The sequence below is a fragment of the Aeromonas sp. FDAARGOS 1405 genome, from assembly GCF_019048265.1.
Lineage (GTDB): Bacteria > Pseudomonadota > Gammaproteobacteria > Enterobacterales > Aeromonadaceae > Aeromonas > Aeromonas veronii_A.
On record NZ_CP077311.1, the window covers coordinates 1,852,111 to 1,865,155 of the forward strand.

Genomic DNA, 13,045 nt, shown 5'->3' on the forward strand with positions numbered 1-13,045 from the left:
AAGATCCCCCGCTTGCCAGCCATCAACCCCTTGGTGACAATGCCCTGTCACTGAGGAAAACATCATGCTCAAGAAACTGTTCACTGCCCTGTTTGGCGGCCAGCCCGCTGTGGTCGCCGAAGTCACTCCCACCGAATATGCCGGCTATCTCATCTATCCGGAACCCATGGCCGAAGGGGGCCAGTACCGGTTGGCTGGCCGCATCACCAAAGAACTGGATGGGGTGCTGCAAACCCACCGTTTCATCCGCTCCGATCTGTTTGCCAATCCGGCCGATGCCGAGCGCTTCATGGTGCAGAAGGCCCACACCTTTATCGATCAGATGGGAGATCGCATGTTCGAGCCCCGCAAACCGGCTGACAGCCAAGCTTCATGACACTGCAAGAGAGCACCCTGCTGCGCGAGGCGTTGGCCCGCGCCGGTGAGCGACGCCTGATCTGGCTGGAGGGGGAGGAGGTCGAGTGCATCGCCCGAGCCGAGGTGCTGCTGAGCGGCGTCAGCTACTGGCTGGGGGACGGCCCGAGCGAGCACAACCCGCAACCGGCGGCCAAGGCCTTGCAGCGGCTCGGTCAGGAGTGCGACACGCTGGTGTTCAACGCCTTCAGCGGTTTTCATCCCGACGCCTTCGGGGCGCTGGCTGGCACCCTGCGCGCCGGTGGCTTGCTGCTGTTGCTGACCCCGTCCAGAGTAGAGTGGCCTGCATGGCCGGATCCTGATCGGATCCGGCTGGTGGCCCAACCGGAAGACATTGTGCTGGCGGGTCACGGCTTTATCGCCCGGCTGGTGCGGCTGCTGGAAGGTGATCCTGCCCTCTCGCTGGAGCCGCCGATTTGCTCGCAGCCGTGGCAACAGCTTGGGCCGGAGCGCAGGCTGAGCTGCGATCAGGCACGGGCACTGCCTGCCATCCACAAGGTGTTGCACGGTCATCGTCGTCGGCCGCTGGTGCTGAGCGCCGACCGCGGTCGTGGCAAGAGTGCGCTGCTGGGGCTGGCTGCCGCCGAGCTGCTGCGCCAGCAGCCCGCGCTGAACATAGTGGTGACGGCCCCATCGCAGGCAACAGTGGCGACCCTGTTTGCCCACGCTACTCGCGGGCTCGATACCACGCCTGAACAGCTGAGCGGGCTGAGCTACTGTTCGCCGGATCGGCTGGTGCACGAGGCGATGAATCCCGATCTGCTGCTGGTGGATGAAGCTGCCGCCATTCCGACCCCGCTGCTTGAAGCCATGCTGGCCCGCCATAGCCGCATTGTGTTTGCCACCACCGAGCACGGTTACGAAGGGACGGGGCGCGGTTTTCACCTGCGCTTCAAACGGGTGCTCGATAGCCAGACCCCGGAGTGGCAGGAGATCCACCTCTCTGAGTCCATTCGCTGGAGTGAGCACGATCCGCTGGAGCCGCTGATCTTCCGCCTGCTGGGGCTTGATGCCGAAGTGGCAACGCCCTTGCCGCCGACCAGCCCGAGCTGGCGTCTGGTCAACCAGGAGGCGCTGGCGAGCGACGAGGCGTTGCTCAACCAGCTGTTTGGCCTGCTGGTGCTGGCTCACTACCAGACCACGCCGAGCGATCTCAGGTCCCTGCTGGAGAGCCCGGATCTCGACATCCATCTGCTGGAGCAGGATGCGAGCCTGCTGGGAGTGGCGCTGGTGGCGCGGGAAGGGGGGATAGATCCTGAACTTGCCGAGGCGATCTGGGCCGGGCGTCGCCGTCCGCGCGGCCATCTGCTGCCCCAGTCGCTGCTGGCCCACGCCGGTTTCAAAACGGCGGGGGGGCGCAGCTACGCCCGGGTGATGCGTATCGCCATCCATCCCGAGCTACACCGACACGGGTTGGGATCGCTACTGCTTGGCAGGCTTGAAGAGCATTATCGTCAGGTGGGGATCGATTACCTTGGCTCGGCTTTTTCGGCCAGCGCCGACCTGCTCCCTTTCTGGCGCAAGGCTGGGCTGGAGGTGCTGCGCATCGGCCTGCAACGGGATGCCGCCAGCGGCTGCCATGCAGCCCTGCTGCTCAAAGCGCTGAAACCCGAGCATGAGCCCGAGTTGAATCAGTGGCAGCAGCGTTTCATTCGCCAGTTGCCGACCCTGCTGGCGGGTGAGCTGAAAGGATTGGAGCCCGAGCTGGTATGGCAATGTCTGCAAGGCAGCACCGTCACCGCAGCGGAGCTTGACGAGTTCGAGCGCGATGAGGTTGAGTGCTTTGCCCTGCATCACAAGCCGTTTGAACTGAGCCAATCCAGCCTGCAGTTGTGGTTGGCGCGCAATCTGGCTGTGCTGAGTTCACTGACTCCTGAAGAGCGTTATCTGCTGATCGCAGCCATCTGGCAATATGCCGACTGGGGAAGACTGGCTGCGAGGTTGCAACTGGCGGGCAAGCCCGCCGTGATCAAGAGTTTGCGGGCGCTGCTGGCGCGTCTTTTGAGTTCCTCTACCACTCGATAGGTTTGCCCTGCCAGTCGAGAAAGCTCAGCTCGCCATCCGGTTGCAGCCGGTTCATCAGGTTAATCAGATGGTCGGCTACCAGCTCGGGACTCTGCACATTTCCTGGCGGTACATTGGCGTGAAACGGGCGGGAGAGTTGGGTATCCACAGTGCCGGGGTGGAAAGCCAGCAATTTGACGCCGGGGGCCCGCCGGGCCAGCTCGATGGCGGCACACTTGAGCAGCATGTTGAGGGCGGCCTTGGATGCGCGATAGCCATACCAGCCGCCCGCTCGGTTGTCGCCAATGCTGCCGACCCGAGCGCTGAGAACGGCCATAGTGCAAGGTTCGCGGCCAAACAGCGGTAACAACTGGCTGATCCAGCACAGCGGCAGCAAGGCGTTGCTCTGGTAGAGGTGGGCCATGGCATCGAGATTGATTGCTTCGAGCCGCTTCTCTGGCTGGATCTTCCCCTGATGCAGGATGCCGTTGCAGATCACCACTCTGTGCGGTCTCGGTGCCCACTCCGCGATGCGGGCTACTGTAACTGCCATCTGCTCATCGCTGTAATCGCAACATAGCCAGTGCAGAGCCGGCGACGAGAGGCCCGCAGGTGCGGGCTGACGACTGATGGCAATCACTGGCCCGACACCCGCCGCCAACCAGTGTGCCACCAGAGCCGCCCCGATACCGCCAGAAGCGCCAATCACGACTATGCCTTCACTCATCTCCGGCTCCTTGTGAGTGCATGATGGATTTCACCATCTGCCAATGTTGTCCTGAGTGGCAGATACGATCGTACCAGCCTGCGGGATCAAACGGTTAAGGCTGCATTCTTGCCGAGATCCGAGCCGTTGGGTGAATTCCATTCCTATACTGAGGGAAAACCGCAGCGGTCTGCTGCCCGCGCAACCAGAATGAGAGTCACCATGATGTCCAAAGATGGGGAAGAGCGTAAATCTATCCTGACCGAAAGTGGCACCAACGAGCTCGAGATCATCGAGTTTCACCTCAAGAAGCAGCTGCCGGACGGCCGTGAAAAAACCGCTTATTACGGGATAAACGTCGCCAAGGTGCGCGAGGTGATCCGGGTGCCGGAGACCACAGATTACCCCAACGCCCAGCGCCATATGGTGGGGGTATTCTCCCTGCGGGATCGTCTCATCCCGCTGGTGGATCTGGCGGGCTGGCTCGGCATCAAGACCAACCCTGACCCCAGCCACAAGGTGGTGATCGTCACCGACTTCAACAAGATGGCTAACGGCTTCCTGATCGACAGTGTCAGCAGGATCCACCGGGTCTCCTGGGAGGATGTAGAGTCCCCCAGCCAGTTTCTGGAAGCGGGGGAGAACGACTGCGTGGTGGCCGTGGTCAGGCGCGATGGCAACCTCATCATGATCCTCGATTTCGAGAAGATCATCGCCGATATCAACCCCGAGCTCAGCATGGAGAAGTACGACGTCACCCAGGATCGCAAGGTGCTCATCGACGATCGCATGATGGCGCTACGCCAGGGCAAGACCATTCTGGTGGTGGACGACTCGGCCTTTATCCGCAAGATGATCGAGACCACCCTGCGTACCGCTGGTTACAACGTGATTACGGCCAAGGATGGGGGCGAGGGGTTGGAGATGATGACGGATTTCGATCGTCTGGCACAGGAGGAGAGAATGCCGGTGACCGGCTTTGTCAACGCGGTGATCACCGATGTGGAGATGCCGCGCATGGATGGCATGCACCTGCTCAAGCGACTGCGGGATACCCCCTCCTACAAGGAGATGCCCATCGTGATGTTCTCCTCCCTGATGAGCGATGACAACCGTCAGAAAGCGCTGCAATTGGGGGCCAACGATACCATCACCAAGCCCGAGATAGGGCGCATGGTGGGGATGATGGATCACATGCTGCTGGGAATTGCCCCGCCTTCGCCCGCCAACAACATCTGACCTGCCATTAACTTCCAATTGGCCGGTCGAATCCACTGACCGGTGCCTCAAGCGGCCACTCCTTGCCAAGGGGTGGCCGCGCTGTTTTGGCTATTTGCTGCGATCCCGACGCCCCTTGTCTCCCGGATACAATTCATGTAATGATAATTATTATCATTTATTGGTGTGAAGCATATGACAGCAACCTGGGTGAAGGGGTGGGTCGAGTCGACCGAAGGTGGCAGCAGCATGAGTCACTGGAAACAGCAGACCCGAGAGGGCAACCGGCTGTTTGACTGCGGCGAGTATCATCAGGCGCTGGCTCATTATCAGCAGGCGCTCTGGCTGGCTCGTCAGCAATTGGTGCAGTGGCATGACGCCGATGAGGCGGTGGCTGCGCTGGTTGTGGCTCACCACAATCTGGCGGATCTGCTGGTGGCCATGACTCTGCCCGGTTGCGCCGCCGACCTGCTCTGCTATGTGCACGACTGCCTGCTGGCGACCTGTCACTCCCCCGCTTGCTCCTCTCGCCTGCGAGAGGCGGCTTTGCGCCATACCCGCACAACCCGTGCCGAGTTGCTGACGTTCGTACAGCGCCACGGCAGCCACGCCGGGATCATGCGTTCGCTCGGTCACTGCCTGTGTCAGAGCGAGCCCTCATCCCGGCTCCATTAATCCGAACAGAGGTCATCATGAGCCATACCCTGCCTGCCCTGAACTATGCCTACGACGCACTGGAACCCCATATCGATGCACTGACCATGGAGATCCACCATAGCCGTCATCACCAGACTTATATCAATAACCTCAACGCCGCACTGGAAACGGCGCCCGATCTGGCCGCACTGCCGGTAGAGGAGCTGCTGAGCCGCTTCGACACCCTGCCAACCGCCCTGCAGGGAGCGGTCCGCAACCATGGCGGCGGCCATGCCAACCACTCCCTGTTCTGGCTGGTGATGAGCCCGCAGGGGGGCGGTGAGCCGGGCGGTGAGCTGGCTCTGGCCATCGAGCGGGAATTGGGGGGATTCGATGCCTTCAAGCAGGCTTTCACTCAGGCGGCTCTGAGCCGCTTTGGTAGTGGCTGGGCCTGGCTTGTGGTGGACAAGGCAGGCAGATTGCAGGTGGAGAGCAGTGCCAATCAGGACAGTCCCCTGATGCATGGCCATACCCCGATCCTGGGGCTGGATGTGTGGGAGCACGCCTACTATCTCAAGTACCAGAACAAGCGTCCTGACTATATCGCAGCCTTCTATCAGGTGGTGGATTGGGCCGAAGTGGCCCGCCGCTATCAGGCGGCGCGAGGCTGACCTGGTCGCTGGGAATGGGTGTGCAGGCTCACCGCTACAACCCGCGCTGTAATAACAAGACCCGCCAGTTGGCGGGTCGTCTGTTTATGGTGTGGCAGTGCTGACGCTGGCGGCTGAAGGGGTCATCGGCAATGTGGGCAAGGCCGTGCTGGACGCCTCTGCGGCGGTTTCCATCGCGGGTTGGGCGGGAGTGACCAGCTCAGTCGTTGCCGCTGCGGATACAGCAGGAGTGACTTGTTCAGTCGCGGCCGAGGCAGATGGAGTAGCCGACTCGGTGGCAACCGCGGCAGAGACTGCCGCTGGCTTGGCCTCATCCACCGCCGGTTTGGGCTGTTTGAGGCAGGGTTGCAGGCTGCCGATGGTGCTCAGTGACTGGCAAGGCACAGGCAGACCGATGGGGACCGGTGCCCCGAGGAACTTGGGCCCCTTGTCCAGTACATAGAGGTCGAGCAACCCCATCAGGCGGGCAAAGACTTCCCGCACCCGGGTGCGGATCCCCTGATAGGCGCTGGGATCCTCGGCATTGAAGCCGACCGCATCGATACCGAAATGGCGGGCGATGAAAATGGCCCGCTCGTTATGAAAGCCCTGGGAGACCACGGTAAAGCGCTCCTGGCCGAACACCTCCTTGGCGCGAACCACAGAGTCGAGGGTGCGGAATCCGGCGAAATCCATATAGATGGCGGAGGCGGGGATGCCCGCCTTGATCAGGGCGCGGCGCATCTGGCGTGGCTCGTTGTACTGCACGGTGGCGTTGTCACCGGAGACGATGATGAAGTCCACCTTGGCATTGTTGTAGAGCTCGGCCGCCGCCTTGATGCGGTATTTGAAGTAGTGGTTGGGGCCGCCACCGGAGAGATATTTGGAGGTACCCAGCACCACCGCAACCCGGTTGTAGGGCACCTTGTCCACCCGATCGTAGGTGTAGTGACGGGCATCCGAGACGATCCACTCGCTGTAGCCCAGCAGCATGGCAATCAGGGCCAGCAGCAAAACGAGGCAGGCGAGGAGGATCTTGGCAAACTTCTTCATGCGCGGTGCGGTCAGGGTCTGAAGTTGGGAGTGGCTATCGGCATTCTATTACAACTCGGCCGCTGGTGTCAGACTTGATAACGGGCGGGCACCTCATTCGGGCAGAGGTTGTCGCAGCAGAGGCGGGAGTGCGGGGGGATAAAGCGAGGGGCTGCGGTGGCAGCCCCTCTTTGTGTTGGATGTCTATCAGTGGGCGGAGTCGTTACCCTTGCAGGCGTCTGACTCCTTGTTTGCTTGCCACCAGGGCAGCAGATCCCGGGCGAGCCACGCCTGATAGGCATCGCTGTCGTTGGCGATCAGCCGGTCCAGCTCCCCTTCGAAGTCGCTCATCGCCTGCTGCCGATCCGGATTGCGCAGCGCCTGTGCCAGCGCCAGCCAGCTGGCGCCGCGACCGGTATCGTTGAGGAAACGGTGCACGGTATAGGACCAGGAGTAGACCATCTCGCCACCCTGGTCGTAGTCAAGGTGGAGGATAGCCGCCAGTGTCGGACGCTGGTTGGCGGGGCGGTTTGCCACGTTATCCAGACCCCGGGCAAAGCACTGGCCGTGGGCGATGTACTCTGCAATCCCCTCGGCCCACCAGGTGGTGCGGTTGAGCGGATAGTGGCCGAAGCTGCCGTACTGGTTGAAGCGGCCATCCAGATAGTGAACGTACTCGTGGCGCAGGTTCCACACCTGGAAGGCAGGGCGTTTCCACTCCGCCTCATAGGCGAAGAAGCGGGCCTGATTGCCGGGGCGAGCCGGATCCCCCTCGATATAGATGCCGCCATTGTCGGTGGAGACACCAAACAGCGCGCTGCCGTAGCGGCCCCAGTCGGCGGAGGAGTTGAAGATCACCAGCTCCAGCGCTTCGTTGTGATCATCGGCCACCGGTTGCCAGCCTGTCTCCATCTGCTGGTGGAAGCGCTGCTCTTCATCACCCAGCTCGCGGCAGATCCCTTCGGCCTGAGCCTGGGTCAGATCCTGAGCGCGCAGACGCAGGGTGGGTGAGCAGGTGTGCTCGAACGGCAGAATATCTTCCATGCGGATCGGTGTGCAGAGCCCGGCGAACTCGCCGCTGATACAGGCTTCGCTGGTGCGATCCGTGTAGGTGAGGTAGTAGCTGGAGAGGGTCAGGGATACCTCTTCCAACATGGCAGCCGGATGCTGTCCGCCCGGGATCAGCCCTTGCTGGCGCATGATGGCGATGACATCGCGATCCAGCTGTTGGCGATAGGCGATCGCCTTATCCGGGCTGGTGTGATGGAGGTAGCGCATCATTTGGTAGAGACGGCTATGGGCATCGAGGATGTTGTTGAAGATAAACAGATCCCGTGAGCCATCGCGCTGTTTCCAGAGGGCCAGCTCGCTCAGGCCCAGTTGCAGCAGGCTCTGGCGCAATGCCGCCTCCTGTTGCAGCACAGCTGCGCTGAAGTCCGCCTGCTGACCGTAAGAGGCGCTCTGATCGACCAGATTGAGCAGCTCGAACAGGCCATCGGCCCAGGGTTTGTGGCCATTGATCTGTGCCGCATGTTGCACCGCATAGCCGAGCGCCTGGTTGAGCTGGGCCAGCATGGGGGCGGCACTCTGGCGGAAGGCGGCTTGGCCAAGTTGTCCCTGCGCCGCTACGCTCCAGGCTTCCAGCACTGTGCCAGCCTGATCCTGCGGTTCGGCACCCAGCAGCAGGGGGTGGTTGAGCAGATCAATCATCACCCCGGCCAGTGCCCGGGCGGCCTGATCACTCTCCTTGCCAACGCCGCCATGGTAGTTATGGGCGCGCACATAGTAGAGCAGCTTGTCCATTGCCGGATGGGTCGGCTGGTTGGCCGCCAGCAGGGCACGCATGCCGCGCACCACCGCCATCAGCTTGGCATCATCGTGGCCGTAATCCGCCTGCCAGGCAGGACTGTTCTGGCCACTCACGTCGGCCACCAGTTTGGCGGCATCGCTGTCGAGCAGATCCACATCGGGCTGCTCGGGCTCGGAGCAGAGACGACCGTTGGCGCGGCGGCACTCCAGCTGTTCCTCCTTGCTGGCCAGCACGATGGGGCGATTGAGCACCCGACTCTCCTGCCACTCTTTGCTCTCTGGCAGGGGCTGCCACTCGCCGCCAGCGACCGGGTATTGGTAGCCGCTATCTTGCAACGTTACCTGAACCTCGCTGCCAGCGGGGATCTCCTGACGGCAGATGCGATAGCGGATGGTGTTGCTCCCCTCCTTGCGCTCCTGTGGCTCATCACACTCTTGCTGAGGCGTGAGCTGATCCAGCTGCCACTGATAGCGGCGCCAGACGTGGATCTCGCTGACCTGAGCGGCAGCCTGACTGCCTGCCACCGGCTGCAGGCGGAAGAAGATCTGCTCCAACCGGCCATCCCGCTCACTCGGGGTCTCTTCAAGTACCTGCAACTGCTGCCAATCCTGCGGCTGATAGTGCCACTCCGACTCTGCGCAGCGGCCCTGCGGGTTGAGTTCGCAGCGATCCAGCTCCCTTTCGCTCTGACCCAGGATGATGGCTTGCGGCAGCGGCAGACGATCTTGGCGCTGGGCGGTCGGCGTGCCCGCCAGCTGCTCCCAGCGACCCTGCTTGAGGCCATAACCAAAGTCATAACTGCTGGCGGGAATGAGCTTGCCCGCCGGAATCCGAGCTTCACAGCGCACGAAGCGGATCTGCCAGCCCGCATCTACCTTGAGTTGCGGCTCGCCACATTGCTGCTCGGCGAGGGCCGCGAGATCGCTGCTCTGCCAGTCGAAGCGACGGTAGACCCTGAGCTGCTGGTAAGGAGCATTGCTGCTGCGTGCCTTGAGCTCGTAGGTGATCTCGGTGATGCGAGCGGCCAGTTGCCGGCTCGATTCGCCAGTCAGCTGATACTGTCGCCAGTCATTGGGGGAGTAGTTGGCTTGCGCCGAGGATGTAGCCAAAAGCAGGGGGCCTGCCAGCAGCAGCCACCCGGTACCTGAACGGTTCATTTTTATCCCTTTGTTGTTGTTTGTGTATTGTCTTGCGAGTAATCGCAAGGCAATTTAAACAGTTCCAAAGGGATATCAATTGCCAATTAAAAATCAGATAAATCAATAAGATGGTGACTTTTTGAGTCTGATCGAATTATCGTGGGTTGGCGCCGCAGTGAGGACTCACATGTTTCTTTTTTTGTTTTCAAAGAAGATCGGTAAATTGTGAGTCCGATCTCATTCAGCTTGTTATGCCCGAGTGGTTTGTTGTCGGGCTACCTTGCCCAGCAGTTGGCGGGAGGGTTTGAGATTACCGCCAAGATCGGGCCAGGGGAGCCAGTGGTCGGGCACCATAAAGCCGGGCAGGGTGCTGCGGATCCAGGCTGCCAGTTCGGAGTCGGGAACCGGCTCACCGTGCCAGTCGATAAAGGCGGCGGGGCGTTGGCCCCACTCGTCGCTCGGCACCGGCACCACCAGTGCCTGGGCGACAGCGGGGTGATCCACCAGTCGCTGCTCTATGGTCTCGGGCTGGATGTTTTCGCCACCCGAGATAAAGAGGTTATCGAGCCGTCCCTCTACCAGCAGTTCCCCTGCCGCAGTGAACCTCCCCTTGTCGCGGGTATGAAACCAGCCTTCGTCATCGAGCGGCAGTTCCAGCTCGCCATCTCGGTAGTAACCGGCAAACAGGGTGGCGCCGCGCACGCAGATCTCCAGCTCCCGGATGCACACCTCCCGCCCCGGTAGCGGTTTGCCAACTACGCCTGCATCGCCGGGGATAGCGGTGCAGACCTGACTGCCCATCTCGGAGAGACCATAACTCACCTTGGGTTCGAGCCCCATGGCGCAGAGGCGGCTCACCAGCGGCTGCGGGATGGCGGCGCCACCGAGCAGCAGCTCGCGCAGGCGGGTACGGGCGGGGTCAAAACCCTCTGCTAGCAGTCGCCAGAGCTGGGTCGGCACCACCGAGAGATGGGTAATGGGCTGCTGTTCAAGCCGCGCCTTGAGCGGCTGACTGCGATCGTCTAGCACCAACGTGGCGCCCGCCAGAAAGACCCGAAACAGGATGGCGTAGCCGCCCACATGGAACAGCGGCAGGGAGAGCAGCCAGCCGGACTTTTCATCGAGGGGAATGAGGGGGGCAGAGCCGCGCGCCGAGGCAAGGTGGTTGCAGAGCCGGTGCACCACCGCTTTCGGCGTGCCGCTGGAGCCGGAGGTGAGGATCATATTATTGAGTTGGGTCGATTCCAGCGACCATGTTTCCTCGCTTGCTGGCAGTTCGCGCGTGAAGTCGAGCTGCAAGGGCTGCCAGTTGCCTGCCGGGATCTCCCCTGCCGACCAGAAGGCATCGGCATCGAGTTGTACCGCCAGCTCGCGCTGCTTTTCGAGAGGAAAGGCGGGGTTGAGCGGGCAGAACACCACGCCGCTGCGCACGCAGGCCCACGCCAGCAGCACATCTTCCAGCGCACCGCGCACCACTGCAGCCAGATGATCGCCACGGCGCACGTCGACTTGTTCCAGCTGTTGGCACAGGCTGTTGAGGCGGGCATCGAGCTGGCGATAATTGAGGGGCGAGGCTGTGTGGATGGCAATGCGGTTCGGGGCTGTGATTGCCCGGTGGCGTACCGGGCAAGGTGTCTGTTCGGATGAGCGGGAGGGGTCAATCACGGTAATACAGTTGCTCCAGTCGGCTAAGATCCGGTTTGCCATCTTCCCCCAGCAGGTTGCCTGCCATCCAGCGGCGGGTATCCAGACCCGGCGCCTGTTCGGGCGCCCATTCGCCCGCCAGATGAAACAGCTGGCTCAGGCCCAGATCCGATTCGAAGCAGGAGGAGATGATCACCTTGAGCCGCAGTTCGCGGGCGCGGGCGATCAGCGCTTCGCAGTTGGCGAGTGAACCGAGCAGGGTAGGCTTGAGCACCAGCGCGCGCAGTTGCGGGATCGGCTCCCACGGCTTGCCCTGCGCCAGCAGTTCGTCCAACGCCACCGGCATGCCGGTGCGGTTGGCGACAAAGGCGATGTCGGCAAAGTCGGCGCAGGGGTCTTCCAGATACTCGATGCGATTCGGGTCGAGGTGGCCGCAGAAGGTCCACGCCTCCTCGCGAGTCCAGCCCTGGTTGGCATCCAGCACCAGCTTGAGGGAGGGGATGCGGTCGCACAGCAGGCGGATCAGCGCCAGCTCGTCACGCATCGGGTAGCGCGCCACCTTCAGTTTGGCCTTGCCGGGCGTGCGGTGCAGCCACTCTTTCCAGTTGCGCAGCAGCTCTTGGGGGGAGCCTTGAATGAGGGGATAGGGCTCCGGCAGCGGGTTGCGCTGCTCGGGCCATGTCCGGCGCGCGCAGTCGAGGCCAAATTGCACCGACGGCAGCACGGGGTTCGGGGTATCGCCGGCGGCCAAGACCGCCAGCGTGGCCAGGGCTTCTGCCTCTGCCTGTTGCAGGCTCTCTTTCGAGAAGCCGGGCAGGGGGGCGATTTCCCCCCAGCCGTCGTTGATGCGCACCAACAGCCCCTCTCGCGCCACCTCCACCTTGCCGTGAAAGGTCAGTGGCTGGGTAAAAGGCAGTTGATAGCGATACAGGGCTAGTGTCATCAGGGGTTCCGCTTGTATTTGGAGAAGTCGGGGCGACGCTTTTCGTTGAAGGCGTTGCGGCCTTCCTGACCCTCTTCGGTCATGTAGAAGAGCATGGTGGCATTGCCCGCCAGCTCCTGCAAGCCCGCCTGACCATCACAGTCAGCGTTGAGCGCCGCTTTCAGGCAACGCAGCGCCATCGGGCTGTTTTGCAGCATTTCACGGCACCAGCGCACGGTTTCGCGCTCCAGTTCCGCCAGCGGCACGACAGTGTTGACCAGACCCATGTCGAGGGCTTGCTGGGCATCGTACATGCGGCAGAGGAACCAGATTTCGCGGGCCTTCTTCTGGCCGACAATGCGAGCCATGTAGGAAGCACCCCAACCGCCATCGAAGGAGCCCACTTTCGGGCCGGTCTGGCCAAACTGGGCGTTGTCGGCGGCGATGGTCAGGTCACACATCATGTGCAGCACGTGGCCGCCACCGACCGCGTAGCCCGCTACCATGGCAACCACAGGTTTCGGGCAGGTGCGGATGTCGCGCTGGAAGTCGAGCACGTTGAGGTGGTGAGTCCCCTCGTCATCCCGGTATCCACCGTAGTCGCCACGGATCTTCTGGTCGCCGCCGGCGCAGAAGGCTTTCTCGCCAAAACCGGTCAGGATGATGGTGCCGATCTGATCGTCATAACGGGCATCGGCCAGCGCCTGCAGCATCTCTTTGACGGTGCGGGGGCGGAAGGCGTTGCGCACCTGGGGACGGTTGATGGTGATCTTGGCAATGCCATCGTTGGACTTGTGATAGAGGATGTCCTCGTAACCGGCGGAGCAATCCTGCCACTCAACAGGAGCGTACAGTTCCGCTTCCGTCATT

Annotated in this window: 11 protein-coding genes; 5 read left to right on the forward strand and 6 right to left on the reverse strand. The window is 62.1% G+C overall.

Annotated elements, in window-relative coordinates; all coding sequences use genetic code 11:
• The first annotated feature begins 64 nt into the window (after positions 1–64).
• Both I6L35_RS08750 and I6L35_RS08755 read left to right on the forward strand, forming a co-directional pair.
• Entirely contained in the window at positions 65–376 is a 312-nt protein-coding gene (locus tag I6L35_RS08750; RefSeq protein WP_216980045.1) for an HlyU family transcriptional regulator, read from the forward strand.
• Positions 373–2,439 (forward strand): tRNA(Met) cytidine acetyltransferase TmcA, encoded by a 2,067-nt coding sequence (locus tag I6L35_RS08755; protein ID WP_216980046.1) that lies wholly within the window; start codon positions 373–375, stop codon positions 2,437–2,439. Before I6L35_RS08750 ends, I6L35_RS08755 begins: the two co-directional genes overlap by 4 nt.
• On the opposite strand, the gene I6L35_RS08760 is transcribed toward I6L35_RS08755, so the two are convergent.
• The gene (locus I6L35_RS08760; protein WP_216980047.1) at positions 2,426–3,145 is read right to left on the reverse strand and encodes an SDR family NAD(P)-dependent oxidoreductase; all 720 of its coding nucleotides are present in this window, start codon (positions 3,143–3,145) and stop codon (positions 2,426–2,428) included. The genes I6L35_RS08755 and I6L35_RS08760 overlap by 14 nt on opposite strands.
• Before the next feature lie 201 nt (positions 3,146–3,346).
• Between I6L35_RS08760 and I6L35_RS08765 the strand changes: the two genes are divergently transcribed.
• The 3 genes from I6L35_RS08765 (at position 3,347) to I6L35_RS08775 (ending at position 5,649) form a co-directional block, all read left to right on the forward strand.
• Positions 3,347–4,363, forward strand: a complete 1,017-nt coding sequence (locus I6L35_RS08765; protein ID WP_005335957.1) for a chemotaxis protein — start codon at positions 3,347–3,349, stop codon at positions 4,361–4,363.
• A gap of 174 nt (positions 4,364–4,537) precedes the next feature.
• Positions 4,538–5,017: a tetratricopeptide repeat protein gene (locus tag I6L35_RS08770; RefSeq protein ID WP_216980048.1), complete on the forward strand. Its 480-nt coding sequence runs from the start codon at positions 4,538–4,540 to the stop codon at positions 5,015–5,017.
• A 17-nt stretch (positions 5,018–5,034) separates the two neighbouring features.
• Positions 5,035–5,649 carry a superoxide dismutase gene (locus I6L35_RS08775; protein ID WP_216980049.1) on the forward strand — a complete coding sequence of 205 codons (615 nt, stop codon included), beginning with the start codon at positions 5,035–5,037 and terminating at the stop codon, positions 5,647–5,649.
• Positions 5,650–5,733: 84 nt separating this feature from the next.
• Here I6L35_RS08775 and I6L35_RS08780 read toward each other — a convergent pair whose 3' ends face one another.
• From I6L35_RS08780 to menB, 5 genes are all read right to left on the reverse strand, one after another.
• Positions 5,734–6,681, reverse strand: coding sequence for a vancomycin high temperature exclusion protein (locus I6L35_RS08780; RefSeq protein WP_216980050.1), 948 nt, complete (start codon positions 6,679–6,681; stop codon positions 5,734–5,736).
• A 186-nt stretch (positions 6,682–6,867) separates the two neighbouring features.
• A complete protein-coding gene (locus I6L35_RS08785) occupies positions 6,868–9,627 on the reverse strand; it encodes a collagenase (RefSeq protein ID WP_216980051.1) in 2,760 nt (919 codons plus the stop codon).
• Positions 9,628–9,858: 231 nt separating this feature from the next.
• The gene (menE, locus tag I6L35_RS08790) at positions 9,859–11,274 is read right to left on the reverse strand and encodes an o-succinylbenzoate--CoA ligase (protein ID WP_216980259.1); all 1,416 of its coding nucleotides are present in this window, start codon (positions 11,272–11,274) and stop codon (positions 9,859–9,861) included.
• On the reverse strand, positions 11,267–12,196 hold the full coding sequence (menC, locus tag I6L35_RS08795) for an o-succinylbenzoate synthase (protein ID WP_042053622.1): 930 nt from the start codon (positions 12,194–12,196) through the stop codon (positions 11,267–11,269). The genes menE and menC overlap by 8 nt, the downstream gene beginning before the upstream one ends.
• Positions 12,196–13,044, reverse strand: a complete 849-nt coding sequence (gene menB, locus I6L35_RS08800; RefSeq protein WP_197971580.1) for a 1,4-dihydroxy-2-naphthoyl-CoA synthase — start codon at positions 13,042–13,044, stop codon at positions 12,196–12,198. Before menB ends, menC begins: the two co-directional genes overlap by 1 nt.
• Position 13,045 lies beyond the last annotated feature (1 nt).